This window comes from Pseudomonas sp. HS6-2 (assembly GCF_049325675.2).
Taxonomy (GTDB): Bacteria; Pseudomonadota; Gammaproteobacteria; order Pseudomonadales; family Pseudomonadaceae; genus Aquipseudomonas; species Aquipseudomonas putida_N.
Genome location: NZ_CM143906.1, coordinates 5,474,930 through 5,500,660, shown reverse-complemented (window position 1 = coordinate 5,500,660; position 25,731 = coordinate 5,474,930). Strand labels below are relative to the sequence as shown.

The 25,731-nt window shown below is 62.5% G+C and carries 23 protein-coding genes; 17 read left to right on the top strand and 6 right to left on the bottom strand.

Annotation, left to right across the window (positions count from 1 at the left end; translation table 11 throughout):
- Nucleotides 1-23 precede the first annotated feature (23 nt).
- The 3 genes from ACOKS3_RS25705 to pmrG all read right to left on the bottom strand — a co-directional run bounded on the left by ACOKS3_RS25705 (nt 24) and on the right by pmrG (nt 3,048).
- Nucleotides 24-1,259 (bottom strand): TIGR03862 family flavoprotein, encoded by a 1,236-nt coding sequence (locus tag ACOKS3_RS25705; RefSeq protein ID WP_422764598.1) that lies wholly within the window; start codon nt 1,257-1,259, stop codon nt 24-26.
- A 149-nt stretch (nt 1,260-1,408) separates the two neighbouring features.
- On the bottom strand, nt 1,409-2,323 hold the full coding sequence (locus ACOKS3_RS25700; protein WP_103448878.1) for a histone deacetylase family protein: 915 nt from the start codon (nt 2,321-2,323) through the stop codon (nt 1,409-1,411).
- A 38-nt stretch (nt 2,324-2,361) separates the two neighbouring features.
- A complete protein-coding gene (gene pmrG / locus ACOKS3_RS25695; RefSeq protein ID WP_103448879.1) occupies nt 2,362-3,048 on the bottom strand; it encodes a lipopolysaccharide core heptose(II)-phosphate phosphatase PmrG in 687 nt (228 codons plus the stop codon).
- A 167-nt stretch (nt 3,049-3,215) separates the two neighbouring features.
- Here pmrG and ACOKS3_RS25690 point away from each other — a divergent pair, with 167 nt between their 5' ends.
- The 4 genes from ACOKS3_RS25690 (at nt 3,216) to ACOKS3_RS25675 (ending at nt 6,508) form a co-directional block, all read left to right on the top strand.
- Complete coding sequence (locus ACOKS3_RS25690; RefSeq protein ID WP_103448880.1) at nt 3,216-3,788, top strand: GNAT family N-acetyltransferase; 573 nt, start codon at nt 3,216-3,218, stop codon at nt 3,786-3,788.
- 90 nt (nt 3,789-3,878) lie between these two features.
- A complete protein-coding gene (gene tesB / locus ACOKS3_RS25685) occupies nt 3,879-4,748 on the top strand; it encodes an acyl-CoA thioesterase II (RefSeq protein ID WP_027917732.1) in 870 nt (289 codons plus the stop codon).
- On the top strand, nt 4,745-5,335 hold the full coding sequence (locus tag ACOKS3_RS25680; RefSeq protein WP_103448881.1) for an HAD family hydrolase: 591 nt from the start codon (nt 4,745-4,747) through the stop codon (nt 5,333-5,335). The genes tesB and ACOKS3_RS25680 overlap by 4 nt, the downstream gene beginning before the upstream one ends.
- A 162-nt stretch (nt 5,336-5,497) precedes the next feature.
- Nucleotides 5,498-6,508: a zinc-dependent alcohol dehydrogenase family protein gene (locus ACOKS3_RS25675; RefSeq protein WP_103448882.1), complete on the top strand. Its 1,011-nt coding sequence runs from the start codon at nt 5,498-5,500 to the stop codon at nt 6,506-6,508.
- A 40-nt stretch (nt 6,509-6,548) separates the two neighbouring features.
- Here ACOKS3_RS25675 and ACOKS3_RS25670 read toward each other — a convergent pair whose 3' ends face one another.
- The gene (locus ACOKS3_RS25670) at nt 6,549-7,247 is read right to left on the bottom strand and encodes a FadR/GntR family transcriptional regulator (RefSeq protein ID WP_422764599.1); all 699 of its coding nucleotides are present in this window, start codon (nt 7,245-7,247) and stop codon (nt 6,549-6,551) included.
- Between the two features lie 258 nt (nt 7,248-7,505).
- Here ACOKS3_RS25670 and ACOKS3_RS25665 point away from each other — a divergent pair, with 258 nt between their 5' ends.
- The 4 genes from ACOKS3_RS25665 (at nt 7,506) to gabP (ending at nt 12,499) form a co-directional block, all read left to right on the top strand.
- Nucleotides 7,506-8,858, top strand: a complete 1,353-nt coding sequence (locus ACOKS3_RS25665) for an MFS transporter (protein WP_103448884.1) — start codon at nt 7,506-7,508, stop codon at nt 8,856-8,858.
- A 19-nt stretch (nt 8,859-8,877) separates the two neighbouring features.
- Complete coding sequence (gene gudD, locus ACOKS3_RS25660; RefSeq protein WP_103448885.1) at nt 8,878-10,233, top strand: glucarate dehydratase; 1,356 nt, start codon at nt 8,878-8,880, stop codon at nt 10,231-10,233.
- A gap of 102 nt (nt 10,234-10,335) precedes the next feature.
- Nucleotides 10,336-10,956 carry an MFS transporter gene (locus tag ACOKS3_RS25655; protein WP_422764600.1) on the top strand — a complete coding sequence of 207 codons (621 nt, stop codon included), beginning with the start codon at nt 10,336-10,338 and terminating at the stop codon, nt 10,954-10,956.
- Nucleotides 10,957-11,107: 151 nt separating this feature from the next.
- On the top strand, nt 11,108-12,499 hold the full coding sequence (gabP, locus tag ACOKS3_RS25650) for a GABA permease (RefSeq protein ID WP_103448886.1): 1,392 nt from the start codon (nt 11,108-11,110) through the stop codon (nt 12,497-12,499).
- A 392-nt stretch (nt 12,500-12,891) separates the two neighbouring features.
- Here the strand turns inward: gabP and ACOKS3_RS25645 are convergent, their stop codons facing one another.
- Complete coding sequence (locus tag ACOKS3_RS25645; protein WP_422764601.1) at nt 12,892-13,755, bottom strand: LysR family transcriptional regulator; 864 nt, start codon at nt 13,753-13,755, stop codon at nt 12,892-12,894.
- A 104-nt stretch (nt 13,756-13,859) separates the two neighbouring features.
- Here ACOKS3_RS25645 and ACOKS3_RS25640 point away from each other — a divergent pair, with 104 nt between their 5' ends.
- Nucleotides 13,860-15,386: an MFS transporter gene (locus tag ACOKS3_RS25640; RefSeq protein WP_422764602.1), complete on the top strand. Its 1,527-nt coding sequence runs from the start codon at nt 13,860-13,862 to the stop codon at nt 15,384-15,386.
- Nucleotides 15,387-15,613: 227 nt separating this feature from the next.
- Here ACOKS3_RS25640 and ACOKS3_RS25635 read toward each other — a convergent pair whose 3' ends face one another.
- The gene (locus ACOKS3_RS25635; protein ID WP_009683502.1) at nt 15,614-16,288 is read right to left on the bottom strand and encodes a hypothetical protein; all 675 of its coding nucleotides are present in this window, start codon (nt 16,286-16,288) and stop codon (nt 15,614-15,616) included.
- Nucleotides 16,289-16,507: 219 nt separating this feature from the next.
- On the opposite strand from ACOKS3_RS25635, the gene ACOKS3_RS25630 reads away from it, so the two are divergent.
- The 8 genes from ACOKS3_RS25630 (at nt 16,508) to ACOKS3_RS25595 (ending at nt 25,701) form a co-directional block, all read left to right on the top strand.
- Entirely contained in the window at nt 16,508-17,815 is a 1,308-nt protein-coding gene (locus ACOKS3_RS25630) for a hypothetical protein (protein WP_031635429.1), read from the top strand.
- Nucleotides 17,816-17,884: 69 nt separating this feature from the next.
- Nucleotides 17,885-18,115 carry a helix-turn-helix transcriptional regulator gene (locus ACOKS3_RS25625; RefSeq protein WP_009683504.1) on the top strand — a complete coding sequence of 77 codons (231 nt, stop codon included), beginning with the start codon at nt 17,885-17,887 and terminating at the stop codon, nt 18,113-18,115.
- A 337-nt stretch (nt 18,116-18,452) separates the two neighbouring features.
- Nucleotides 18,453-19,460 carry a YagK/YfjJ domain-containing protein gene (locus tag ACOKS3_RS25620; protein WP_009683505.1) on the top strand — a complete coding sequence of 336 codons (1,008 nt, stop codon included), beginning with the start codon at nt 18,453-18,455 and terminating at the stop codon, nt 19,458-19,460.
- Nucleotides 19,461-19,527: 67 nt separating this feature from the next.
- The gene (locus ACOKS3_RS25615; RefSeq protein WP_079279884.1) at nt 19,528-20,367 is read left to right on the top strand and encodes a DUF2950 family protein; all 840 of its coding nucleotides are present in this window, start codon (nt 19,528-19,530) and stop codon (nt 20,365-20,367) included.
- A 141-nt stretch (nt 20,368-20,508) separates the two neighbouring features.
- A complete protein-coding gene (gene codB, locus ACOKS3_RS25610) occupies nt 20,509-21,774 on the top strand; it encodes a cytosine permease (RefSeq protein WP_023101490.1) in 1,266 nt (421 codons plus the stop codon).
- Nucleotides 21,771-22,988, top strand: a complete 1,218-nt coding sequence (locus ACOKS3_RS25605; protein ID WP_023101489.1) for a PucR family transcriptional regulator — start codon at nt 21,771-21,773, stop codon at nt 22,986-22,988. The genes codB and ACOKS3_RS25605 overlap by 4 nt, the downstream gene beginning before the upstream one ends.
- Nucleotides 22,989-22,992: 4 nt before the next feature.
- On the top strand, nt 22,993-24,234 hold the full coding sequence (codA, locus tag ACOKS3_RS25600) for a cytosine deaminase (protein WP_422764603.1): 1,242 nt from the start codon (nt 22,993-22,995) through the stop codon (nt 24,232-24,234).
- 210 nt (nt 24,235-24,444) lie between these two features.
- On the top strand, nt 24,445-25,701 hold the full coding sequence (locus ACOKS3_RS25595; protein ID WP_280076033.1) for a beta-ketoacyl synthase N-terminal-like domain-containing protein: 1,257 nt from the start codon (nt 24,445-24,447) through the stop codon (nt 25,699-25,701).
- The last annotated feature ends 30 nt before the right edge of the window (nt 25,702-25,731 follow it).

Sequence of the window (25,731 nt, the reverse complement as noted above, 5' to 3'; positions counted from 1 at the left end):
TGTGGGAGCGGACGATGCCTGCGTCAGGAATGCAGCCAGTCTGCTGCAGCTCGCCCCGCTCGCAATCCACTGGCAAAGCACGCCGTCAGCAGATACCCCCCTGTCGGCGCCTCCCAGTCCAGCATCTCGCCCGCACAGAACACTCCCGGCATCCGGCGAATCATCAACCCTTCATCCAGCCCTTCGAAACGCACGCCACCGGCACTGCTGATTGCTTCGTCCAGCGGTCGCGTGCGTACCAGCGTGACTGGTAAGGCCTTGATCGCCCGTGCCAGCGCCTGAGGATCGGCAAAGGTCGCCTGATCCGTCAGCTCCCGCAGCAACCCCGCCTTGACCCCATCGATCCCCAACTGGCTGTGCAGATGCTTGGCCATCGACCGCGACCCGCGTGGTTTGGCCAGCGCCTGGGCAATCTTGTCCACAGGCTTGTCCGGCAGCAGGTCGAGCAACAGCCTGGCCTGCCCCTGATGCTCGATGGCCTGGCGCAGTTGCGCCGACCATGCATACACCAGGCTGCCCTCGACACCCTGGGCGGTGAGGATGAACTCGCCCTTGCGCGGCGCCATGCCCGGCACGCTCAGGGCAATGTTCTTCAGCGGTGCCCCTGCGAACTTGTCCACAAGCACTGGACTCCAGCCTTCGACCTCGAAACCGCAGTTGCTCGGCCGCAGCGGCGAGATATCCACAGTGCGTTCGGCTAGCAAAGGCTGCCAGGCACCATCGGAGCCTAGCCTGGCCCAGCTGGCGCCACCGAGGGCCAGCACCACGGCGTCGGCCCTGACCTGCAATTCACCCTGTGGATAAGCGATTCGCAAGCTGCCGTCGGCATTCCAGCCCAGCCAACGATGGCGGGTGTGGATAACTACCCCGTTGTCACGCAGGCGCTTCAGCCACGCGCGCAGCAGCGGGGCCGCTTTCATGTCGCTCGGGAAAACCCGGCCCGACGTACCGACAAAGGTTTCGATACCCAGCCCGTGAATCCACTGGCGCAGCGCATTGGCATCGAAGTCGCGCAACAACCCGTCGACCTCGTTCTGCCGCTCGGCATAGCGCGAAACGAACTGTGGATAAGCTTCCGAGTGGGTGATGTTCATGCCGCCGACGCCGGCCAGCAGGAATTTGCGGCCCACCGATGGCATCGCGTCGAACACTTCCACCGCCAGGCCCGCCTGGGCCATGGCTTCTGCAGCCATCAGGCCGGCAGGGCCGCCGCCGATAACGACGGCCAGGGGAGGGGAAGCGGGGGATTTTTCAGACATGATAGGCAGCAGGCTGTGGAAAAGACTGCACATTCTAGCGCAGCCGGGCCAACGTAAGCACTGAACAAAAAATGATCAGTGTTCTGCAGGGCACGCAGGCAAAGGGCTGTAGCGCCTTTCCCGCAGGTTATCCACAAGCGGTTCCACAGTCATTGTGAACAACCCATGACGCGCGCCGCACTGTGGTGAAGAATGCCGTGGCGCCTGGCCAAGGCTTCACGGTCCTTGCTGTAGCCGCCGCCGATCACCCCGACCACCGGTATATCCCGGCCCAGGCAGTGGCGCATCACCAACTCGTCACGCGCCGCCAGCCCTTGGTCGGTGAGTTGCAGGTAGCCCAGGGCATCGTCCTTGTGTACATCGACGCCGGCGTCGTACAGCACCAGGTCGGGTTGATACAGCGGCAGCAGATAGTTCAGCGCATCTTCCACCACCTTCAGGTAAGCCGTGTCGCCCATGCCGCGTGGCAGGGGAATGTCCCAGTCACTGTGGGCCTTGCGTGCCGGGAAGTTCTGCTCGCAGTGCAGTGACACGGTGATGGCGTCCGGGGTGTCGTGGAGGATGCGTGCCGTGCCGTCGCCCTGGTGCACATCGCAGTCGAAAATCAGCACCCGGTGCACGCGGCCGGCCTCGAGCAGGTAGCGGCTGATCACTGCCAGGTCATTGAAGATGCAGAAGCCCGCCGGGTGGTCGTAGTGGGCGTGGTGGGTGCCGCCGGCCAGGTGGCAGGCGATGCCGTGCTGCAGCGCCATCTCGGCGGTCAGCAGCGAGCCGCCCACTGCGCGCACGGTACGCCGGGCCAGGGCTTCGCTCCAGGGCAGGCCGAGGCGGCGCTGGTCCTCGCGGGACAACTCGCCGTTCATGTAGCGCTCGATGTAGCTGCGGTCATGGGCCAGGGCGAGGATATCGTTGGGGCAGATGTCCGGGCGCAGCAGGGCCTGGTCGGTGGTCAGCCCACTGTCGACCAGGTGGTCGCGCAGCAGGCGGAACTTGTCCATGGGAAAGCGGTGCTCGGCGGGGAATTCCGGGCTGTAGTCTTCGTGGTAGATCAGCGGCAACGGCATGGGGACTTCGCAATCAGGGCCAGCGCTGATCTTGCCAGTTATTTCCCCACGCTGGCCAATACGCGTTGCCAGTCTGGCTCGTTCAAGCGTCCAAGGATTCGCGCCTTGCCGTTGGCATCCACCGATACGAACAGCGCGCTGGCGTAGTTGCTCTCGCGCTCACCACCGGCCACCCGCTGCTGGCGGGCGAAATGGTCGATGCAGCCATTGTGGGTCACCAGCACCAGGTTGTGCCCCGCACGCTTGCGTGCCAGCGCTTCAATGGCGAACTGGTTGTCGCAGCTTTCCAGCCAGGCTTCGCTCGGTACGGCCTGGCCGAGGATGAAGTGCGCGGTTTGCAGGGTGCGCACTTTGGGGCTGGCGAGCACATCGGCATTGGTCAGGCCCAGTTGCTTCAAGCCTTGGCCGACCCGCGTGGCAGCCTCGCCGCCGGCCACGGTGATACCGGTAGGGTCGTTCAGGCACGGGCCGGGTGCGCTGTCACAACGTTCGGCATGGCGGATCATCACGATCACTGCGCCTTCGGCCCAGTCTTGCAGGAGGCCGCTTTCACTCAACTGCTGCTCGTTGCCAAGGTCCACGATATGGGTCCTCGTCGCCAGCCAGGTGGTCACTGCCGCGATGACCATGCACAGGCCAAGAGCGGCACCGAGGGCTTTGCGTGACATGCGTCGCTTGCGACGGGCGTGGATGGCGGGATGGCCCAAGGTGTTGCTCGGCTGCATGCGTCACTCCAATGGCGCGGCGGTGGTTTGGCGGTATTGTGCTCAGCCGTCTGTCGGGGGCTGGTGAAGGGGTTGTGAAAATTGCATTCCGGGCGCCGCCAGTTGCGTGAAAAACCCGGCCGCGCCTACGCTGTTAAGTGCCAAAGCGCAAAACCGGAGCTCGTCCCATGACCCCCATTCTCCACCTGGAAAGCCCACGCCTGGTGCTGCGCCAATGGCGCGACGACGACCTGCGCGAGTTCGCCGCGCTGTGCGCCGACCCGCAGGTGATGCGCTATTTCCCTGCGCCGATGACGCGGCTGGAAGCGGCGGCGCTGATCGGCAGGATCCGTGGGCACTTCAACGAATACGGCTTTGGCCTATGGGCTCTGGAGCGAAAAGATAGCGGCGCTTTCATCGGCATGACGGGGTTGCTCAATGTCAATTTCGACGCGCCGTTCGCCCCGGCGGTGGAGATTGGCTGGCGCCTGGCCCGACGCCACTGGGGCCTGGGGTTTGCCAGTGAGGCGGCGTGGGCCTGCCTGCGTTGTGCTTTCGCCCAATTGCGCGTGGAAGAGGTGGTGTCGTTCACTAGCGAGAGCAACTTGCCGTCGCAGAAGGTCATGCAGGCCATCGGCATGGTCCAGGACGCCAATGGCAGCTTCGATCACCCCCGCCTGCCCATCGGCCACCCACTGCGCCCTCACGTGCTGTACCGCATTGACCGCGCACATTGGGAGCAGACCCTGCGCACTGAATGAGCCGCCATGCACGGCGTCAATGGCAAACCCTGTATCATTTCCCACCTGAGAGCGCCGTAGAGCTGTGATGCCTTGCTAGGAGAACCCCCGATGAGTCATGTGTTGGACGACCTGGTCGACCTGTTGAGCCTCGAGTCGATCGAGGAGAACCTGTTCCGTGGCCGCAGCCAGGACCTGGGCTTCCGCCAGCTGTACGGTGGCCAGGTGCTGGGCCAGTCGCTGTCGGCCGCCAGCCAGACGGTCGAGGACGCGCGCCATGTGCATTCGTTGCACGGTTACTTCCTGCGCCCGGGCGATGCCAGCCTGCCGGTAGTCTACTCTGTCGACCGCGTGCGTGACGGCGGCAGCTTCAGCACCCGGCGGGTGACGGCGATCCAGAAGGGCCAGCCAATCTTCACCTGCAGTGCGTCGTTCCAGTACGACGAGGAAGGCTTCGAGCACCAAGTGCAGATGCCTGACGTGGTAGGCCCGGAAAACCTGCCGACCGAAGTCGAGCTGGCCAGTGCCCATGCCGACAAGCTGCCCGAGCGCATCCGCGACAAGGTGCTGTGTGCCAAGCCGATCGAGATCCGCCCGGTGACCGAGCGCGACCCGTTCAACCCCCAGCCCGGCGACCCGGTGAAGTACGCCTGGTTCCGCGCCGACGGCACACTCCCGGACGTACCTGCACTGCACAAATACCTGCTGGCCTACGCCTCCGATTTCGGCCTGCTGACCACCTCGCTGCTGCCCCATGGCAAGTCGGTGTGGCAGCGCGACATGCAGATCGCCAGCCTCGACCATTCGCTGTGGTTCCACCGCAACCTGCGCGCCGATGAGTGGCTGCTGTATGCCACCGACAGCCCATGGGCAGGCAATGCCCGTGGCTTCTGCCGCGGCAGCATCTTCAACCGCGCCGGCCAGCTGGTGGCCTCGTCGACCCAGGAAGGCCTGATTCGCCACCGCAAGGACTGGGCATGAGCCTGGCCGAAATCCGCAACTGGGTGTTCGACATGGACGGCACCCTGACCGTGGCGGTGCACGATTTCGCGGCTATCCGCGTCGCCCTGGATATCCCGGCCGAGCACGACATTCTCACCCACCTGGCGGCGCTGCCGGCGGCCGAAGCAGCGGCCAAGCATGCCTGGTTGCTGGAACATGAACGCGACCTGGCGATTGCTTCGACAGCGGCCACCGGGGCGGTGGAGCTGGTGCGTGAGCTGGCCGAGCGTGGCTGCCGCCTGGGCATCCTGACCCGCAATGCGCGGGAGCTGGCGCATGTGACGCTGGAAGCGATCGGCCTGGCGGACTGCTTTGCGGTAGAGCACATTCTCGGGCGCGATGAGGCTGAGCCGAAGCCGAGCCCGGATGGGCTGTTGAAGATTGCCAACGCCTGGGGCGTGGCGCCCGGCGAGCTGGTGATGGTCGGGGATTACCGCTTTGACCTGGACTGTGGGCGGGCCGCTGGTGCGCGCACGGTGCTGGTGAATCTGCCGGATAATCCATGGCCGGAGCTGGTGGACTGGCATGCGGCGGATTGCCGGGCTTTGCGGGTGATGCTGGGCTGAGTTTTGTGTGACCTGTGAGGCCTCTTCGCGGAGCAAGCCCGCTCCTACAGGATTACCGCAGGCTCGGACTCTGTGCGATACCTGTAGGAGCGGGCTTGTCCCGCGAAAGGGCCGGAACTGGCTATGCTGAACCCCAGTCTTTCTCTGAATGGAGCCTCAGTCATGACCAGCAAGGCCATCTATGTGCAACCCGGCGGCGGCTACGACAAGGTCGAAGTCGGCACCTGCGAGGCCCCAGCGCCCAAGGCCGGCGAGATCACTGTGCAGCTGCATGCCAGCTCCCTCAACTATCACGACTTCGCCGTGGTCAGCGGCATGTGGGGGCCGAGCGAGCGGCGCATTCCCATGGCCGACGGCGCCGGCGAAGTGGTCGCGGTCGGCGCGGGCGTGAGTGAATTCAAGGTCGGCGACAACGTCGTCAGTACCTTCTTCCCCGACTGGCTGGACGGCCAGGCGAACGTCGAAGGCTTTGGCCGGGTGCCCGGCGATGGCATCGACGGCTACGCGCGCGAACAGGTGACCGCTCTTGCTACCGCCTTCACCCTGGCCCCCCAAGGCTTCAGCCACGCCGAGGCTGCGACCCTGACCACGGCCGGTCTCACCGCCTGGCGCACATTGATGAGCGATGACCACCTCAAGCCGGGTGACACGGTGTTGGTGCAGGGCACTGGCGGTGTGTCGATCTTCGCCCTGCAGTTCGCCAAGCTGGCGGGGGCCACGGTTATCGCCACGTCGTCCAGCGACGCCAAGCTCGAGCGCCTGAAGGCCCTCGGCGCCGACCACCTGATCAACTACAAGAGCACCCCGGCCTGGGGCGAGAAGGCGCGTGAACTGACGGGCAATCGCGGCGTCGATCATGTGATCGAAGTGGGTGGGCCGGCGACCCTGGAGCAGTCGATGATCGCTGCGCGCATCGGTGGGCACGTGTCGCTGATCGGCATTCTCACCGGCGTGGCCGGGCAGCTGCCGCTGGTGCAGGCACTGGTGCGCCAGATCCGCCTGCAAGGTGTGCTGGTGGGCAGCCGTGCGCAGCAGCAGGCGATGGTACGGGCGATCGACGCCAATGGCTTGCGGCCGGTGGTGGACAAGCATTTCGAACTGGAGCAGATCGTCGAAGCGTTCCGCTATCAGGAGAGCAACCGGCATTTCGGCAAGATCTGTCTGACCTGGTAACCCGCCCTGATGCGCTCCCACAAGGGCAAGGGGCAGCTTGTCAGTCTGGCAGCAGGCGATCCCGGCTGTTGGACAGGTGCAGGCAGATCGCCGCCCGCGCCGCGTCCGTGTCCTGCCGGCGGATGGCGTTGAGGATCGCCTCATGCTCAAGGTTGGCCAGGTAAGCATGCCGCGCCAGCTTGGCCCCGGTGCGCTCGGCCAGGGCCATGCGGTTACGCGGGATCAAGCCGTTGCCCAGCTGCGCCATCATCTCGCTGAAATACAGGTTGCCGGTGGCCTCGGCGATCAACAGGTGAAAGCGCCGGTCCGCCTCGATACAGCTGTCCCCGGCAGCCGCCAAGTCCTGATAGTCATCCAGCGCCTTGCGCATGCGTGCCAGGTGCTCGTCACTGCGGCGCACGGCGGCGAGGGCGGCCGCCTGGCCCTCCAGACCGATGCGCAGCTCCAGCAGGTCGCGCACGCTGGCGGCATTTTCCGCTCCCACGCGCAAACCCGCCTGGCCCTGGCGCTCCATCACGAAGGTACCGATGCCGTGGCGCGGTTCCACCAGGCCTGAGGCCTGCAATTTCGACAGTGCTTCGCGGACCACGGTGCGGCTGACGCCATGCTCGCGCACCAGGGTGTTCTCCGATGGCAGCTTGTCCCCGGGTTTGAAGGTACCCAGCAGGATCTGCTGGGTCAGGCTCGACACCAGGTCATGGGCACGGCTGTGGCTGCGTTTGGCGGGGGAAGTGTCCATGGAAATTCCGGATAGGGTTGCTTGTACGACAAGTTAACCAATAAAAATAATTTCTGCCTGGTTTTTCTCTGCACGGTACAAGGCTGTTAATTACGTTGTCGGCATATTCGGCGCCATGTTGCTATTTATAAGCTTGTATTTTGCTATTTAAGCGATATTTGGCTCCTTGTCGTACAACCTCGCTGCGCATATGCTCCATCCCACTGTCATGTCAGACAACCTCGACCCGCACAAAAACAATTAGTGGGAGATCCACCCGTGAACGACACCCTCGCTCCGTCTGCCCGGAATGAAGGCGACGCTTTGGCCAGTGCCGTGGCCAAGGTCAAACGCCACGTCCTGCCGCTGTTCGTCATCATGTTCATCGTCAACTACCTCGACCGCGTCAACATCGGCTTCGTCCGCCCGCACCTGGAAAGCGACCTGGGTATCAGTGCCGCCGCCTTTGGTTTCGGCGCCGGGCTGTTCTTCATCGGCTACGCGCTGTTCGAAGTGCCCTCGAACATGCTGCTGCAAAAGGTCGGTGCGCGGCTGTGGTTGACCCGCATCATGTTCACCTGGGGCCTGGTGGCCACCGCCATGGCCTTCGTCCAGAACGAAACCCAGTTCTACGTGCTGCGCTTCCTGTTGGGCGTGGCCGAGGCGGGCTTCTTCCCTGGCGTGATCTACTACTTCACCCGCTGGCTGCCGGCCGCCGAGCGCGGCAAGGCGATCGCCATCTTCCTCAGTGGCTCGGCCTTGGCGTCGTTGATTTCCGGGCCGCTGGCCGGCGCGCTGATGCAGATCCAGGGCCTGGGCCTGCATGGCTGGCAGTGGATGCTGTTCATCGAAGGCATGGCCTCGGTGACCCTGTGCTTCTTCGTGTTCTTCTGGCTCGACTCCAAGCCGCAGGATGCCAAGTGGCTGAGCCAGGCCGAACAGGACGCGCTGGTAGCGACCATCGACCGCGAGCAGCGTGAGCGTGAAGCCATCGGTGCGGTGAAACCTTCGGCCTGGAGCCTGCTCAAGGACCGCCAGATCGTGCTGTTCTGCCTGATCTACTTCTGCATCCAGCTGACCATCTACGCCGCCACCTTTTGGCTGCCAAGCATCATCAAGCGCATGGGCGACCTCAGCGACCTGCAGGTCGGCTTCTTCAACTCGATCCCGTGGCTGATCTCGATCATCGCCATGTACGCCTTCGCTGCTGGCTCAACGCGTTGGAAGTTCCAGCAGGCCTGGGTTGCCGGTGCCTTGATAGTCGCCGCCATCGGCATGTTCATGTCCACCACCGGCGGCCCGGTGTTCGCCTTCGTCGCCGTGTGCTTCGCCGCCATCGGCTTCAAGTCGGCCTCGTCGCTGTTCTGGCCGATTCCTCAAGGCTACCTGGACGCCCGTATCGCCGCGGCCGTGATCGCCCTGATCAACTCGGTCGGCAACCTCGGCGGCTTCGTCGCCCCTACCACTTTCGGCCTGCTCGAGCAGCAGACTGGGTCAATCCAGGGCGGGCTGTATGGCCTGGCCGTGACCTCGGTGCTGGCGGCCATCGCCATCTTCTTCGTACGCATTCGCCCCAAAGGCGCTCCCGTTGACGACCTCAAGGCGCCTTCGGCCTTGGGCCAGACCCACTGATGACTGCGAGACAACAACCATGAACATGCAGACCAATCCCGCCGTTCACACCAGCACCCCCGTTGTCACCGACCTGCGGGTGATCCCCGTGGCTGGCCACGACAGCATGCTGCTCAACCTCAGTGGCGCCCATGGCCCGTACTTCACCCGCAACGTCGTAGTGCTGCGCGACAGTGCCGGCAACACCGGGCTGGGCGAAGTACCCGGTGGCGAGAAGATCCGCCAGACCCTGGAAGACGCCCGCAACCTGGTGGTCGGCCAGCCGATCGGCCACTACCAGCGCGTGCTCAACGCCATGCGCCAGACCTTCGCCAACCGCGATTCCGCCGGCCGCGGCCTGCAGACCTTCGACCTGCGCATCACCGTGCACGCGGTGACGGCCATCGAGTCGGCGCTGCTCGACCTGCTCGGCCAGCACCTCAACGTGCCAATGGCGGCACTGCTGGGTGAAGGCCAGCAGCGCGAAGCAGTAAAAATGCTCGGCTACCTGTTCTACATTGGTGACCGCCAGCAGACCGACCTGGCCTATCGCAACGAAGCCGACGCCGATGACGACTGGTTCCGCCTGCGTCACGAAAAGGCCCTGACCCCGGAAGCGGTGGTGCGCCTGGCTGAAGCGGCCAAGCAGCGCTATGGCTTCAGCGACTTCAAGCTCAAGGGTGGGGTGCTACGGGGTGAAGAGGAAATGGAAGCGGTGACGGCCCTGGCCGAACGCTTCCCCGAAGCGCGCATCACCCTCGACCCGAACGGCGCCTGGTCACTGAAGGAAGCCATCGCCCTGTGCCGCGACAAGCACGATGTGCTGGCCTACGCCGAAGACCCGTGCGGTGCCGAGAACGGCTATTCGGGCCGTGAGGTGATGGCTGAGTTTCGCCGTGCCACCGGCCTGCCGACCGCCACCAACATGATCGCCACCGACTGGCGGCAGATGGGCCATGCGATCCAGTTGCAGTCGGTGGACATCCCCTTGGCCGACCCGCATTTCTGGACTTTGCAGGGTTCGGTGCGGGTGGCGCAGATGTGCAACGATTGGGGCCTGACCTGGGGCTCGCACTCGAACAACCACTTCGATATTTCGTTGGCGATGTTCACCCAAGTGGCGGCGGCAGCGCCGGGGGAAATCACGGCCATCGATACCCACTGGATCTGGCAGGACGGCCAGCGCCTGACCCGTGAGCCGCTGCGCATCGTCGACGGCCATGTGCGTGTGCCGGAGCGTCCGGGGTTGGGGGTGGAGTTGGATGAGGACCAGTTGGCCAAGGCCCATGAGTGCTACCGCAACATGGGGTTGGGGGCGCGAGATGACAGCGTCGCGATGCAGTTCCTGATTCCGGGTTGGAGTTTCGACAACAAACGGCCTTGCCTGGTGCGTTAAGGCATCCGGCCTCTTCGCGGGACGAGCCCGCTCCTACAGGATTTGCGTCACATCCGGGATGTGCACTGAACCTGTAGGAGCGGGCTTGAAGAGCTGGACTACATGCGTGAAGGCGGTGCCCTGGTCGACCAGGAAAAGGAACGCAAGAAGGCCAAGAGCAAACCGACCCGCGCCGAACTTGCGCAGCTGTTCACCAGCCGCAACCTGTGGGTGGTGTACCTGGGCCAGTACTGCATCACCGCACTCACCTACTTCTTCATCACCTGGTTCCCGATCTACCTGATCAAGGGCCGTGGCATGACCATCATGGAAGCCGGCTGGGTCGCTGCGCTGCCAGCCATCTGCGGTTTCACCGGCGGCATTCTCGGCGGCTTCGTTTCAGACTGCCTGATCCGCCGCGGCGTGCACCCGTCCAGGGCGCGCAAGACTCCGTTCGTGATCGGCATGGCGCTGTCCACCAGCCTGGTGCTGGCCAACTATGTGGACGGTAACGCGGCAGTGATTGCCCTGATGACCCTGGCCTTCTTCGGCAAGGGCCTGGCGGCGGTGGGCTGGTGCCCGGCCGAAACACATCCAAATGAAAAACAAAAGCGTCAGACGGCCCGCTGGCGTGATCGGATAAGCCATTCGCGACATCTGGCGTTTATGGAAATACGCTGTCGTGATCGAACAGTTCCGAGGCGTTCTCGTGTAATTTCCCACAGCCTCGCGGGGCTTAAATGAAGCCCGAACCACACCGGCATCTTGCTCTGTGACGTGTGCCAAAGATCAACAACAGAGCACCAGCAACGTGTCGACTTCTTGAATTGAAAGGAGATATTTTCGCCTACGCCTGCCCGTCCTTCCTTGTGTCAGCAAAAAGAGAACAAGATCAATGAACACCGTGGGATCTGATGGCAACCTTGCACAAGGTTTCAAGCCACGTCATGTAACGATGCTGTCGATTGCGGGCATTATCGGTGCAGGACTTTTCGTAGGCTCCGGGCACGCCATCGCGGCGGCCGGGCCAGCCACCATACTTTCGTACTTCGTGGCCGGGACCCTGGTGGTGCTGGTCATGCGCATGCTCGGCGAAATGGCTGTGGCACACCCAGACACGGGATCGTTCTCCACCTACGCTGACCAGGCCATCGGCCGCTGGGCCGGCTATACCATCGGCTGGTTGTACTGGTGGTTCTGGGTGCTGGTGATCCCGATCGAGGCACTGGCGGCAGGGCATGTGCTCAACGCCTGGTTCCCCGACATCCCAAGCTGGATCTTCGCCCTCGCCTCAGTGCTGTTGCTGGCCGGCACCAACCTGTTCAGCGTGGCCAAGTACGGCGAGTTCGAGTTCTGGTTCGCCATCCTCAAGGTTACGGCGATTCTCGGTTTCATCGGCCTCGGTTTTGCCGCGCTGATGGGGTGGCTGCCCAACCGTGAAGTCAGCGGCCTGAGCGGGCTGATGGCCGAACATGGCGGTTTCGCGCCGAAAGGCTGGTCGGCGGTGGTCGGAGCGTTCATCACCGTGATGTTCAGCTTCATCGGCACCGAGGCCGTGACCATCGCCGCTTCCGAATCCAGCGACCCGTCGCGCAATATCGCCAAGGCCACCCGCTCGGTGATCTGGCGGATCAGCACCTTCTACATCCTGTCGATCTTCGTGATCATCTCTGTGGTGCCGTGGAACGACCCGCAGCTGGCAGTGGTGGGGTCGTACCAGCGCGCGCTGGAAATCATGAACATCCCCAACGCTGCCTTCATGGTCGACCTGGTGGTGTTGGTGGCCGTGACCAGTTGCATGAACTCGTCGATCTACATCGCCTCGCGGATGATGTACTCGCTGGCCAAGCGCGGCGACGCCCCGGCGTTCCTCAACAAGACCTCCAAGGTCGGCGTGCCACGTTCCGCAGTGTTCGGCAGCACCCTGATCGGCGCCGGCATTGCCGTGCTGAACTACTTCGCACCCAAGGGCGTGTTCGAGTTCCTGCTGGCCAGCTCCGGCGCCATCGCGTTGCTGGTGTACATGGTCATCGCCATCTCCCAGCTGCGCATGCGCCGCCGCCTGGAGCGCGAGAACACCGAGCTCAAGTTCCGCATGTGGCTGTTCCCGTACCTGACCTGGGCGGTGATCATCTTCATCGCCGGCGCGCTGGCGGTGATGATGTACACGCCTGAGCACCGGGCGGAAGTGAGTTCGACCTTGGGCCTGGCGATCGTGATTTCCTTCCTGGGGATCGTCACCTCCCGGGGCCATGCGCGAACGGTGGGGGCGCGGTCGATGGGGTGATTGAGTTCACCTTGCAACAAGGGCGAGGGCACCAGTGGATGGGTGCCCTTGTTTTTTTGTGTTCGGCGATATTGATTCAGCGCCTATGAGATCGAGCGCCGCCCGCGCGGCGCATCGCGAGCTTTGCTCGCTCCTACGTTTGTTTCAGGCCAGTGACGCCTGTGGCAGACGCGCGCGACCGCCTTGTTTGTTCCACGCGATATTGCGCCATGCGCCAAGGCGTCCGCGCACAAATCCCACAGGACTAACTGGCCCGAAACAAACGTGGGAGCGAGCGCTAGCTCGCGATGCGCCGCGCGGGCGGCGCTCGATCTGCTAGGCGCTGAAAATGTTGTGGTGCAAGCCTGCCAGCGATAAAAGTCTCACCAGTGGTGAGACAATTTATTCGAGGTCTAGTCGCTTACCATCTCGATGTACCTGTTCACAGCCGGCGCTTTCTCGAAGCGCCGATGCACCAGGCTCAACCACGAGCTGGCCTGGCAATCGGCAATCCGCCGGTAGTTCACCTGCGGCAGGTTGATGCGCTGCACCACCGACTCCGGCACCACGGCGATCCCTTGTCCCAGCGACACCAAGGTAATCACCGCCACCAGGCTGCCCGGCTGCGGCCCCAGCCGTGGGACGAAGCCACCCTGCGCCGCCACTTCCAGCGTGCCGGAAATCTGTTCGGGCAGAATGAAGGTTTCGTTGGCCAGGCGCGCTGCAGGAATCTGCGGCAGTTCGTTGATCCGCGAGCTGGCGGGCAGGGCGAGCACGAAACCTTCCTGATGCAGGGCGATGGCTTCGAGTTCATCCGGCAGCTCCATCGGTGAACGCACATAAGCCAGGTCGAGCAAGCCATCACCCACCATGCCCGGCAGCTCGGCCATGGGCAGTTCACGAATGTTCAGGCGCACTCCGGGGTGGGCATCACTGAAGCTGATCACCTGCCGCTGCAACATGCCCGAATACGCCGCCGACGCCACGTAGCCCAGCTCGATACGCCCGCTGTCACCCCGCCCGGCACGCTGCGCCCCCAGTTGCGCCGCATCGAACTGGCGCACCGCCTGCTCGGCCTCGATCAGCAGCGCCTGGCCGGCAGCGGTGAGGTTCACTTCGCGCTGATTGCGCTCGAACAGCCGTACGCCCAGTTCGCGTTCCATGTCCTGAATCTGCCGGCTGAGAGTGGGCGGGGCGATGCCCAGCTGCTCGGCGGCACGGGTGAAGTGACCGTGGCGGGCGACGCAGAGGAAGTAGCGGAAGTGACGGATTTCCATGCGGTGTTACCTGCAGGCTAATGACGCGGTCCCTTGAGGCTAACAAGCTTCGGGGATGGTGGCATTAAGGTAAGTGCAACCCGCTCGCTTCCTGGAGCCCATCCATGCCCTCAGCACGCTTCACCCTGCTCACCGCCTCCCTGGTCTGCGCCCTGATCATCCTCGACACCAACATCGTCGCCGTGAGCCTGCCCAGCATCGCCCGCGACCTGTCCGGCTCGTTCGCCGATATCGAATGGGTAGTCAGCGCCTACCTCCTGGCCTTCGCCGCCTGCCTGCTGCCCGCCGGCAGCCTGGCCGACCGCTTCGGCCGCCAGCGCATGCTGCTGACCGGCCTGGCCGTGTTCGGCATTGCCTCGCTGGCCTGTGGCGCAGCCCCCAGCCTGCTGTTCCTCGACCTGGCCCGGGCAGCCAAAGGCATAGGTGCAGCCATGCTGCTGACCTCGGCCCTGGCCGCCATCGGCCATCGCTTCCACGAGCCGCAAGCGCGCATGCGCGCCTGGGCGTTCTGGGGTGCCTGCATGGGCGCGACCATCACCTTCGCGCCACTGCTCGGCGGCGTGATCGCCAGCACTCTTGGCTGGCGCTGGATCTTCTACATCAACCTGCCATTGGTCGCGGTGTTGGCGCTGATGGTGCTGCGCAGTATCGAAGAGTCCCGCGACAGTGACGCCGCACGGCTCGACCCGATGGGCAGCCTGACCTTCGCCAGCAGTCTGGGCTGCCTGATCTGGGCGATGATCGATGCCAACCAGGTGGGTTGGACCAGTGTCGATACGCTTGGCCGGCTACTGATCAGCGCGTTCCTGTTTGGGCTGTTCATCATGGTCGAGCGGAGCCAGGAACGGCCGATGATCGACCTGCAACTGATGCGCAGCGGGCGCTTCATCGGGGCCTTACTGGGGATGTTCGCCTATGCAGCTTGTGCGCAGGTGATGATGACGTTGCTGCCGTTGTACCTGCAGAACGGGTTGCAGTTGTCGGCGCTGGCGGCGGGGGCGGGGATGTTGCCGTTTGCCTTGGCGATGTTGCTGACGCCGCAGTGGGGGATGCGACTGACGGTGCGGTTGAGCCCGGCGCAGGTGTTTGCACTGGGGTTGGTATTGGTGGGGGTGGGGAATTTGCTGTGCGCCTGGGCTGTGGGGGTTGGGGGGTATGGGGCGTTTGCCTTGGCCAGCCTGGTTCTGGGGGCGGGAGCTGGGCTGCTTAATGGGGATACGCAGAAGAACATCATGGCGTGTGTGCCGCGGGAGCGGACGGGGATGGCTTCTGGGTTGAGTACGACTACGCGGTTTGGAGCGATCGTGCTTGCCATCGGCATCTTCGGTGGCGTGTTGGTCACACGCGGTGAACAGTTGCTGCGTCAGGCGATACAGCAGGTGGCGCCTGAGCAATTGAGCAATGTTGGCGCCATGGCGACTCGGGTAGCAGCGGGTGACGTGCCTGCGGCGCTTGCGATAGTCGAACCGAGCTTGCGCGAAACTGTGGCCCCCTTGGCGTTGCAAGCGTTCGTGGGGGCTTTCCAGACGATGTTGCTATGTGCCGGCGGTGCGGCATTGGTGTTCTCCGTGCTGGTTGGATTGCTGCTCAGCCGTCCGCTGCCGGCACTGATGCTGCAATCTGCGCGCTAAAGGTCCAGACACAAAAAAAGACGCCCTAGGGCGTCTTCTTTTTTGGATTTGGTGGGCCGGGGTAATCTGAAACGATAGCCTATCTTAATGAAAAATATGAGAAAAGTTCGGTTTGATATTTGTCTGGAATACCATTTGGAATACCGGGCGGCTGGATTTGAACTCAGGATGTCGGGGCGCTGAGAAGATCCATGGCTTGGGATTTAGGTGGCAGGCTCGAAATTTGCTCAGACTGACCTCGGGCTCAGCATCTCATGCTTGGCGACGGAGGCATCGATGGCCTCTTGGACTACACGCATTCGGCGTTCTGCAAGAGCTGTTGCGGCTGCTTCGTCTTCGTAGGATAGCTCGGGCAGTTCTTCTTTTAGAAAGGTTTCCCACCGCGCGAGCTGCTTCATGCAGTGGTGCAGCTGCTTTCTGGTCTCATCAATCCGAACTTTGTCCAGCTCCTGCGTAAGCTTGCGCGCATTGCGTGTGACTTTGGCCATTTGAGCGTCGCGACGCATCACCTCTTTCTGTTCTGCGGCTGCCTGGGCGGCGACTTCGATCAAGCGCTGAATCAGCGCTGTTTCGGTTGTTTTGTGCCCTTTGGCGAGGCTTTTGAGTGTGGTCTTGGTTTCGAGTGGGAGCGTGAAGGAGCAAGTCTTTCTGCCGCCTTTGGCTAATCGATACCGCCTTTGTCTGATGGCGTTTCTCAATCGCTCGATGAGCTTTACACCTTCAGCCTCGGATTCGAGGGCATGGATCGATCTGACCAGATGGCTGAAACCACTGTCGGCAAGGAAGCTGATCTTGCCTTGCAGCGACGGAGAGCACCGGCTCGATAGGTAACTTGCTGCCCATTGCCACTCTCCTCTGTCCTTCTCGTTCAGCCAGCCTGGTGCTGCTTCGGTCTCGCTCATTTTCGAGTTTCCTTCTCCGTCGCCATATTCAGGGTGCGATCAGTCGCCTCACTACTGGACGGTGTTACATGACCTGATGGTAGGTCTGTTGATCAGAATTTTTGTAAATGTTAGCGGTCATGTTATCGACGTAGTTAACAGATACGTTACATGATATTGATAAGCTGATTTTATAGGGTATAAAACGTGATCTAAATTTCCAGTTTTTCGGTAGGTGAAATGGCTAATCTTCTGGCTTTTTATGAAGACCTAGAGGTTGGTGCAGAGTCTAGGTTTTTCCTGCAAGCCCTGATATGCCGAGAGCAGGCACTCTTGACCGCCTCGTTCAAGGTCAAACCAGTTGCGAGACTCCTCTGCTTGACGGATAGATTGGTCAGAGACGCAGTGCGGGAGTTAGCCGAAGCTGGGCTGTTAGTGGCCAAAAAACAGGCTGACAAGGTGGGTCGTCCGGGGCAGGAATATGAGGCGTCGCAATACCTCCTCGATCTGCTTGCCCAGCCAAGAGGTAGTTCGCTTACTCATCGGGACCTGGTCCTGCGTCTCTTTAATGAGCCGGAGATTTATGCCGAGGGACCTCGGCCTGAAACAGATACCGGGAGCGAGAAGGTTGCGCGCAAACAGGTATGCAAGGACGGGCGGCCGGCAGCACCTGGGGCTTGTGGACGCCTGGGGACAGCCACGAGAGTGCTTTTGGCTGCCCTTTTAACCTTTGCCGATCAGTGCGGGGTTGTGGCCGGGGTGGGGGAGGCGAAGCTTCGTGCAATGACGGGCCTGAATCCGATTGCGCTCAAACATCAGGTGAGGCGACTAGTCAGCCTGGGCTTCATACGTGTTCATGTGCCGGGTGTATCCAATGGTTTCTTCGTTGGAGCCAAGGTTCCCAGTACCTACTACCTGAACCTTGACCACACGCAGATGGGGGCGCGGCGCCCTCATTGCGCAGTGCTGGTTTACGCGGAAGCTAAGCAGTCCCGTTATGAACGGTTGACCAGCGGGCTTACGCAGCCTGATGTAGCAAGAGCTCTTCTCGCTTTGGGACCTGCTGCGCTGGATGTCCTCTATCACAAGCTGGCCTGGTACACGTCGCATCTGCTGTCCCTGACATGGGGAAGGCCAGGCGAAAGGTACGGCGAAATTCCTGCTTCTCTGGAGGGCATGATTGGTCGAGAGTTAGATCAACTGAAGGTCGGTAAGCCGGGGCAGGACGAGGCTGGCTACTACTGGCCTGGAGTGCTCGATCACTTTTTTGAGGTGGCGTTTGAGTGGGCCGAGCATTTGAAGCAGAAGTTCAATGGCAAGGCATGGTCGGGGTACCAACCCCAGGTGATTAGGCTGATACCTGTGCCAAAGCCAGAAGGGCGCGATGATGCCTTGGAGGTCGTTTCTCTGATCGTCTATCCGGCTCCCGAGAATCAGAACTGCTGCATTGTGTACAAGGATGTCCGGGGCGGGTTTCTTCGTGAGTTCGACAGCGAGGCTGACCTGGATGTGTGGAACCGCTATGAGTTTGGCTTGCTAACCGAGTAGGTGACGGGGCTTCAGGTTATTTCTTACTGCTCCTGCAGATCCTCTGAACGAATATGAGGAGCCCCGTTCATGAGGATCATTCGCCTGAAAGAAGTCATCGATTCGACTGGTCTTGCCCGATCGACCATCTACAAACACATCTCGGAAGGTACCTTCCCGAAGCCGGTCTCGTTGGGCGACCGCTGTGTCGGCTGGGTCGATAGCGAGGTGCATGACTGGATCCTGGCAAGGATCGAGGAGCGGGACCTGGCAGAGGGGGCTGCGGTGCGCCCCACCGGCCACCTGAGTATGGCTAGCTAGAACTATCACCTACGCCATGACCGGCTAAGGCTGGTCATGGCGTTTATGCCGCTTGGAAAGTCCAGCGCTCTCAGCTAACTCTCCCAGGATGCGATTGGGTGAATCTCTCGGCAGGCTCGGTAATGTTGCTCCCCATTGCCAGGCCAGCCTGGGGTGATCGCTGAGTCTTGGAGCGGGATCTAGTTATATAGTTCTAGGCTATCACCGTGTCAATACTCGATAGGCTGAGTTTTTAGTAACCACACCGGCACTATCACCCTGCCTCCGGGTTAGGTCATCGGTTAATAAATACACATCCCGTACCTGGTATGCGAAACCACTCACCAGGTACAGAGCCATGACCAAACAAAACGCCAACACCCTCCAATCCCAGTCCGATATCGCAATTCGAATTGAGCGCCTCATCAACGCCATCCAGCGTACAGATAGCCAGGCCTGCCGAATCTCATATTCAAAGCATGGAGATGAACAGGTCAGAGAAACCATGCTTTCAAAATACTTCGATGGGATCGTGCAGATGGTCGCGCTGCTCGACGGAGATGTGGCGTATCAGTACAGCTGGCACTTGAGCCTTCTTCAGGAAGCCTGCCAGGCCATTGGGATTGAGCGCAGCCCCTTTGGCATCACCTGCTTGAACGAGGGTGAAACGCGCTATCTGAGCACCAGTGAGACGCTGAACGAGCTGACCAAGTGCATCCGTACACTCCTTGCCCAAAAGAGATTCAAGCGTAGGGAGCACGATCAGCGCTACCAGGCGATTCAGCAAGAGGTCGAAGTCGATCGCTACGTTGATGCCATGTTTGATCGCTACGCCCGGATCTGCGTGATCAGGGTTGATCTGTATTACCGTGCAGAGGTCCAGGCGAGGTTGCGTGTGGAGCGCGTATTCGACGATCTGAATCGGCTGATAGCTGAGCGTGAACGCAACCTAATTTTCGACCATGAAATTGGCTACATTTGCAGCGTCGAGCAAGGCGAGGACCGGGGCTATCACATCCATGCAGCGTTCTTCTTTAACGGTGCTGAAGTGAGTGCCGATATCTACAGGGCTCAGCGGATCGGTGAGCTATGGGAGCGTATTACCCGTGGTCAGGGCTACTTCCACAACTGCAACCTCGAAAAAGATAAATACCAAGACAGGCTGGGGCTTGGCCTGATCCACAGGCGGGACCTGAATGGGCGGGCTAACGTGCTTTGCGCCATGCGTTACCTGGTCAAGAATGATCAACATCTGCGGCTCAAACCGGTAGGAGCTCGTTGCTTGCGCAAGGGGCAGGCAAGGAAGGTTTCCGGGATTCCTAATCGATCCATTCCCCTGCGAGGTGCCGAACAAACATGTCGATGAGCCCAGCCTGCCGGCCGATCACCCGTTCAGCGAAACCAACCTGAACCCTGGCCTAAATGGTCGCGACATGCGCAAGGTGTCCGACACAGATGCTGGGACAGTGGCTGCACTCGCTTTGAAACGGTCATTGGAGACGATTCGCGCTGAGGCAAGTACTGTCGGCCGCATTCGGCCGCTACTGGATGCTACGGTCGGGAAGCTAGCTGAGCGTGCATCTGATGCAGAACTGGTTCGGCTGACCAAGGCTACCAACGGCTGGCGCTTCGACCGCAAGGCCGGCAGCGCCGAAATCCACGCCCGGCGCATCGGCCGTAACGAGCTGGCTGCATTGCAGTCGGTCCTAGCCTATCACGACGCGCAGATGGACTACGCCTCGAAGGACCGCAACAGCAACGGCGCGCTGGAATATGCCCAGCAGATCTTCAGCACGCCCGGCAAGCATGACGGCCTGTTCTGGGAGGACGAAGAGGGCGGCGAGATCAGCCCGCTGGGGCCGCTGTTCGGCAAGGATGTGGTGGGCGATGCCTGGTACGGCTACCACTTCCGCATCCTTGATGGCCAAGGCTCGTCGGCCCCGGGCGGCGCCTACAGCTACCTGATCGGCAACCAGATGAGCCGCGGCTTCGCCCTGGTCGCCTGGCCGGCGAAATACAACGATAGCGGTGTCATGAGCTTCATGATCAGCCACGACGACCAGGTGTTCGAGAAGGATCTGGGGCCACAGGGCGACAAGATTGCCAAGGCCATGAAACGCTTCGATCCGGATGACAGCTGGAAGAGGTGGATGTCAGCGCCAGCGAATGACGGCCGGCGCGCACCGCCGACGGCAGGCTGCGTGGAAACTATCCAGTGCTGTTCCGCGTTGGTGCGCGCCCGCATCAAAACAGGTCTTAACGCACAGGTTTAATTCATCAATTCGGCAAAATAGTGTGCAAGGTGAACAGGTAAAGTTGTGCCGATTGCCCGCAAATTTCCTGTTTTTCGCGCTTGGCAAAAGCGGCCCGCATATTGCTCCCCTAGTCGCAACGACAACCCGGAGCACCGTGCCATGAGCTCACCTACCGAATTCCCGCTTTGCGAAGCCCCGCCATCCTCGCGCAAAGGGCTGCTGCCCATTGCCATGGTGTTGTTCAGCTTTACCTTCTTCACCGGCACCATGTTCGCCGGTGGCAAGCTGGGCATGGCCTTCAACTTCGTCGACATGCTGTGGGTCGCCGCCATCGGCAACACGCTGCTGGCGTTGTACGCGGCGGCCTTGGCCTTCATCGCCTCGCGCAGCGGCTTGAACAGCGTGCTGATGGGGCGCTTCTGTTTCGGCGAGGCGGGCAGCCGGCTTTCCGACTTCATCCTGGGCTTCGCCGAACTTGGCTGGTACGCCTGGGGCACCGCGACCGTGGCGATCGTGCTGGTCAAGTTGCTGGGCCTGGCGGGTGGTTTCACCGTGCCGCTGATGGTGCTGTTCGGCCTGGGTTTCAGCATTACCGCGATCATCGGCTTCAAGGGCCTGGACCTGCTGTCGCGGGTGTCGGTGCCGCTGATGTTCGCGCTGCTGCTGGTTTCGATGTATATCGCCACCGCCGATGCCGGGGGCTTTGCCGGCCTGGCGGCGGTGGTGCCGCATGAAACCATGACCTTCTCGGCAGCGGTGACCATGGTCTTCGGCACCTTCGCCAGCGGTGCCACCCAGGCCACCAACTGGACCCGGTTGTCGAGCAGCGGGCGGGTGGCGGTGGTGGCCAGCATCGTCGCCTTCCTGCTCGGCAACGGCCTGATGGTGGTGGCCGGGGCCTGGTGCGCGATGGTCTACCAGCAGGCCGACATCGTCGAAGTGATGATGCTGCAAGGCCTGTCGTTCGCGGCGGTGGTGATGCTCTGCCTGAACCTCTGGACCATCCAGGGACCGACCATCTACAACGTCTCGGCAGCGGCCTGCCACTTGCTGCGCAGCGAGCGTCGACGCATCGCCACGCTGGTCGCGGCAGCGGTGGGCATCGTGCTGGCGATTGGCGGGATGTATGAAATGCTGATCCCGTTCCTAGTGCTGCTGGGCTCGATCATTCCGCCAGTGGGTGGGGTGATCATGGCCGACTTCTGGTACCGCCACCGCGGCAAGTACCCGGCGCTGGCCTCGGTGCAGCTGCCGCGCTACAACTTCTTGGGCCTCGGGTCCTATGCGCTGGGTGCGGTGCTGGCCTACGCCTCGCCGTGGGTCGCGCCGCTGGTGGGCATTGGCGCCTCGGCCCTGTGCTACATCGTCATGCTTGAACTGAGCGGCCGGCGCCGGGCGCTGGGCCAGGCGGGTGTCGAACCGTGAGCCTGGCGCTGGACGAAATCCTGCACCTGCCCGGCCTGCAGGACATGACCGTCCGGGCCGGCGCGCGCAACCTGCAGCGGCGGGTGCGCTGGCCGTATGTGGCCGAGAACGAAGGCATTGCCGAGTGGGTGATGGGCGGCGAGCTGGTGTTCGTCACCGGCATCAACCACCCACGCGGCGAGGCCAACCTGCTGAGCCTGGTGGAAGATGGCGACGCCGTGGGCATTGCCGGCATGGTGATCCTCACCGGCGGCACGTTCATCCACGGCATTCCGCCTGTAGTGATCGAGCGCGCCGAGCAACTGGGGCTGCCGCTGATCGAGCAGCCGTATGCGCTGAAAATGGTGGTCGTCACTCACCTGATCGGTACGGCCCTGGTGCAGATGACCCAGGTGCGGCGCTCGCGCAATGACATCCTCGGCCAGTTGCTGACCGGCGACTACCCGAGCCTGGCCATCGCTCGGCAGCGGGCCGCGCACCTTGAGCTGGCGCTGGACGAGCCACGGCGCCTGGTGACACTGCGGCTGTCTGGCGTCGATGGATTGTTCGAGCGCCATGGGCTGGCCCAGGGCGAGCGCGTGTGGCAGGGCATTCGCCAGGCGCTGGAAGATCAGCTTGAGGCCTGGTGTCGTGGCAGGCCGGGGACTGTGACCGCGCAATTGCCGGGTGACCTGTTCGTGTTGTTACTGGCCGATGCCCACGGCCTGCACGCCACCCTGGCCGCGCTGCACCGGCAGTTGGCGGGCGTGGTCGGTGAACTGGGCCTGTTCATGGGCCTGTCGCGCCTGGCCGAGGATTGCGCCCACTACCGCCAGGCGCTCAATGAAGCGCGCCAGGCCTTGGAAGTGGCGCAGAACCTGCGCCCGGCCACCGGTTTCTGCGACTTCAGCGAGTTGGGCGTGCTGCGCCTGCTGCAAGGCATCGTCGATCGCTCGCTGATCGACGACTTCGTCGCCGAAACCCTTGGCCCACTGATCGCGCCCGGCCGCAAGCACCCCCATGTGCTGGTGCATACCCTCGACGCCCTGCTCAAGGAAAACGGCAATGGCCTGAAGGCCGCCCAGCGTCTGGGCCTGCACCGCAACACCATCAACCAACGTATTCAACGTATCGAACAACTGAGTGGGCAGTCACTCGACGACCCGCTATTTCGTATGAACGCTTCGGTCGCCATGCTGGTATGGCGCATGAGCGAAGCCCAATGCAAGGAGTAACAGCATGAACATCATCAACGCCCGTCTGCGTGGCAAGTCGGGCCTGTTTCGTATCGAACTGAACGGCGACCGTATCGCCGCCATCGAGCCCCAGGCCGATGTGGCGGTGCTGGCCAACCCCGACGACCTGGACGCCCAACAGAACCTGGTGGTGGCGCCCTTCGTCGAGCCGCACATTCACCTGGACGCCACCCTCACCGCCGGCGAGCCGAAGTGGAACATGAGCGGCACCTTGTTCGAAGGCATCGAACGCTGGGCCGAGCGCAAGGAAATCACCACCCACGACGACATCAAGCAGCGCTCGAAGAAGACCATCGACATGCTGGTGGACCATGGCATTCAGCACGTGCGAACCCATGTGGATGTGACCGACCCCAAGCTCACCGCGCTCAAGGCCATGGTCGAGGTGCGCGAGGAAGTACGCCACCTGGTTGACCTGCAAATCGTCGCCTTCCCCCAGGAGGGCATCGAGTCGTTCGCCAATGGCCGGGCCCTGATGACCGAAGCGGTGGCCATGGGCGCCGATGTGGTCGGTGGCATTCCGCATTTCGAGAACACTCGCGATCAGGGTGTGTCGTCGGTGAAGTTCCTGATGGAGCTGGCTGAGCGCACCGGTTGCCTGGTGGACGTGCACTGTGACGAAACCGACGACCCACAGTCGCGCTTCCTCGAGGTGCTGGCCGAAGAGGCCCGGGTACGTGGCATGGGCGCTCGGGTCACGGCGAGCCACACCACGGCCATGGGCTCTTATGACAACGCTTACTGCTACAAGCTGTTCCGCCTGCTGAAAATGTCGGGCATCAACTTCATCTCGTGCCCGACCGAGAGCATTCACCTGCAAGGGCGCTTCGACACTTACCCCAAGCGCCGCGGGCTGACCCGCGTGGCCGAGATCGACCGCGCCGGGATGAACGTGTGCTTCGGCCAGGACTCCATCGTCGACCCGTGGTACCCGCTGGGCAACGGCAACATCCTGCGCATTCTCGAAGCCGGGCTGCACATCTGCCACATGCTCGGCTACGAAGACCTGCAACGCAGCCTGGATCTGATCACCGACAACAGTGCCCGCACCCTCAACCTTGGGGAGCGTTATGGCATCGAGGTCGGGCGGCCGGCCAACTTGCTGCTGCTGTCGGCGCCGGATGATTACGAGATGGTCCGCAGCCAGGGCCACGCACTGGTTTCGGTGCGCAACGGCAAGGTGTTGATGCGCCGCACGTCGGCGCAGGTCGAACGCTTTACCTGACGCCACCCTCTAGCAACGGCATTCATCATGCCCCGCCGGCTTTGGCCGGGCGGGGTGCTTTGCCATGGGCGCAGGATAATTACTGATGCCAAATTCGGTATCAATGGCTAACGAAATACGAATTATCAGAATCAAAGCCGCCCCTTAGACTCGAGTCCATGGCAACCCAGCCAGGTTGCCCGGACAGTTCTGAACCTGTGGAGTCAGTGCATGTTATCGAAGCAGACAATCGGGCTACGCCGCGTGGTCGTGACCGGCATGGGCATCGTCTCATGTCTGGGCAACAGCCCTGCGCAGGTCCTCCAGGCATTGCGCCAGGGGCGCTCGGGAATCGCCTTCAACCTGGCCTATGCGCAAGCGGGGCTGCGCAGCCATGTCAGCGGCCGGCTGGAGGTCGACTTTCAGCGCATCGACCGGCGCCACCGGCGCTTCATGGGCGATGCCGCAGCCTATGGCTACCTGGCCATGGCCGATGCCATCGCCGATGCACGGCTGACGCCCGAGCAGGTGGCCGACACCCGCACCGGCTGCGTGATGGGCTCGGGTGGCGGCTCCAGCGAAGACATCGTCGAGGCCAACCAGCTGCTGCACAGCCAGGGCGTACGCAAGGTGGGGCCGTACCGTGTACCCCGTACCATGACCAGTACGGTCTCAGCGTGCCTGGCCAGTTTCTTCGGCATCAAGGGCCTCAACTATTCCATCGCCTCGGCCTGCGCCACCAGCGCCCATTGCATCGGCCACGCCTTCGAGCAGATCCAGTTCGGCAAACAGGATGTGGTGTTTGCTGGCGGTGCCGAAGCCGAGCACTTCAGCCAGAGCTGCATGTTCGACGCCATGGGCGCGTTTTCCACCGGCTACAACGACCGGCCGGCCACTGCCAGCCGCCCTTATGACGTGGCCCGTGATGGCTTCGTTATCAGCGGCGGGGCAGGGGTGCTGGTGCTGGAGGCGCTGGAGTATGCCCAGGCGCGCGGGGCGACCATCCTCGCCGAAGTGATCGGCTATGGCACTGCCTCCGATGGCCAGGACATGGTTTCCCCCAGCGGCGACGGCGCACTGCGCGCCATGCAGATGGCCCTGGCCAGTTGCGCCGAACCGGTGGATTACCTCAATACCCATGGCACCAGCACCCAGGCCGGCGACCTGGTGGAACTGCAGGCGGCACTGGCTGCCTTCGACGGTGAACTGCCGCCGTTCAGCTCGACCAAGTCGCTGAGCGGGCACGCGCTGGGGGCGGCCGGGGTGCACGAGGCGATCTATGCGTTGCTGATGATGCGCCACGGTTTCATGGCGGCTTCGCACAACATCGAACAGCTCGACCCGCAGGTCGAGGGGCTGCCCTTGGTACGCAGCGTGCGCGAAGGGCAGCAGGTGAATTGCGTGATGTCCAACAGCTTCGGTTTCGGCGGGGCCAATGCCTCGCTGGTGTTCAGCCGTCGGGGGCTGGAGGCGCAGGGCGCACATTGACGGTGACGGCCCACCAGAGGCCCGCCCGGA

What these genes read in the sequence shown, in the direction of transcription:
- ACOKS3_RS25705 (WP_422764598.1), bottom strand. Translation starts at nt 1,259, where the DNA reads ATGTCTGAAAAATCCCCCGCTTCCCCTCCCCTGGCCGTCGTTATCGGC.
- ACOKS3_RS25700 (WP_103448878.1), bottom strand. Translation starts at nt 2,323, where the DNA reads ATGCCGTTGCCGCTGATCTACCACGAAGACTACAGCCCGGAATTCCCC.
- pmrG (WP_103448879.1), bottom strand. Translation starts at nt 3,048, where the DNA reads ATGCAGCCGAGCAACACCTTGGGCCATCCCGCCATCCACGCCCGTCGC.
- ACOKS3_RS25690 (WP_103448880.1), top strand. Translation starts at nt 3,216, where the DNA reads ATGACCCCCATTCTCCACCTGGAAAGCCCACGCCTGGTGCTGCGCCAA.
- tesB (WP_027917732.1), top strand. Translation starts at nt 3,879, where the DNA reads ATGAGTCATGTGTTGGACGACCTGGTCGACCTGTTGAGCCTCGAGTCG.
- ACOKS3_RS25680 (WP_103448881.1), top strand. Translation starts at nt 4,745, where the DNA reads ATGAGCCTGGCCGAAATCCGCAACTGGGTGTTCGACATGGACGGCACC.
- ACOKS3_RS25675 (WP_103448882.1), top strand. Translation starts at nt 5,498, where the DNA reads ATGACCAGCAAGGCCATCTATGTGCAACCCGGCGGCGGCTACGACAAG.
- ACOKS3_RS25670 (WP_422764599.1), bottom strand. Translation starts at nt 7,247, where the DNA reads ATGGACACTTCCCCCGCCAAACGCAGCCACAGCCGTGCCCATGACCTG.
- gudD (WP_103448885.1), top strand. Translation starts at nt 8,878, where the DNA reads ATGAACATGCAGACCAATCCCGCCGTTCACACCAGCACCCCCGTTGTC.
- ACOKS3_RS25655 (WP_422764600.1), top strand. Translation starts at nt 10,336, where the DNA reads ATGCGTGAAGGCGGTGCCCTGGTCGACCAGGAAAAGGAACGCAAGAAG.
- gabP (WP_103448886.1), top strand. Translation starts at nt 11,108, where the DNA reads ATGAACACCGTGGGATCTGATGGCAACCTTGCACAAGGTTTCAAGCCA.
- ACOKS3_RS25645 (WP_422764601.1), bottom strand. Translation starts at nt 13,755, where the DNA reads ATGGAAATCCGTCACTTCCGCTACTTCCTCTGCGTCGCCCGCCACGGT.
- ACOKS3_RS25640 (WP_422764602.1), top strand. Translation starts at nt 13,860, where the DNA reads ATGCCCTCAGCACGCTTCACCCTGCTCACCGCCTCCCTGGTCTGCGCC.
- ACOKS3_RS25635 (WP_009683502.1), bottom strand. Translation starts at nt 16,288, where the DNA reads ATGAGCGAGACCGAAGCAGCACCAGGCTGGCTGAACGAGAAGGACAGA.
- ACOKS3_RS25630 (WP_031635429.1), top strand. Translation starts at nt 16,508, where the DNA reads ATGGCTAATCTTCTGGCTTTTTATGAAGACCTAGAGGTTGGTGCAGAG.
- ACOKS3_RS25625 (WP_009683504.1), top strand. Translation starts at nt 17,885, where the DNA reads ATGAGGATCATTCGCCTGAAAGAAGTCATCGATTCGACTGGTCTTGCC.
- ACOKS3_RS25620 (WP_009683505.1), top strand. Translation starts at nt 18,453, where the DNA reads ATGACCAAACAAAACGCCAACACCCTCCAATCCCAGTCCGATATCGCA.
- ACOKS3_RS25615 (WP_079279884.1), top strand. Translation starts at nt 19,528, where the DNA reads ATGCGCAAGGTGTCCGACACAGATGCTGGGACAGTGGCTGCACTCGCT.
- codB (WP_023101490.1), top strand. Translation starts at nt 20,509, where the DNA reads ATGAGCTCACCTACCGAATTCCCGCTTTGCGAAGCCCCGCCATCCTCG.
- codA (WP_422764603.1), top strand. Translation starts at nt 22,993, where the DNA reads ATGAACATCATCAACGCCCGTCTGCGTGGCAAGTCGGGCCTGTTTCGT.
- ACOKS3_RS25595 (WP_280076033.1), top strand. Translation starts at nt 24,445, where the DNA reads ATGTTATCGAAGCAGACAATCGGGCTACGCCGCGTGGTCGTGACCGGC.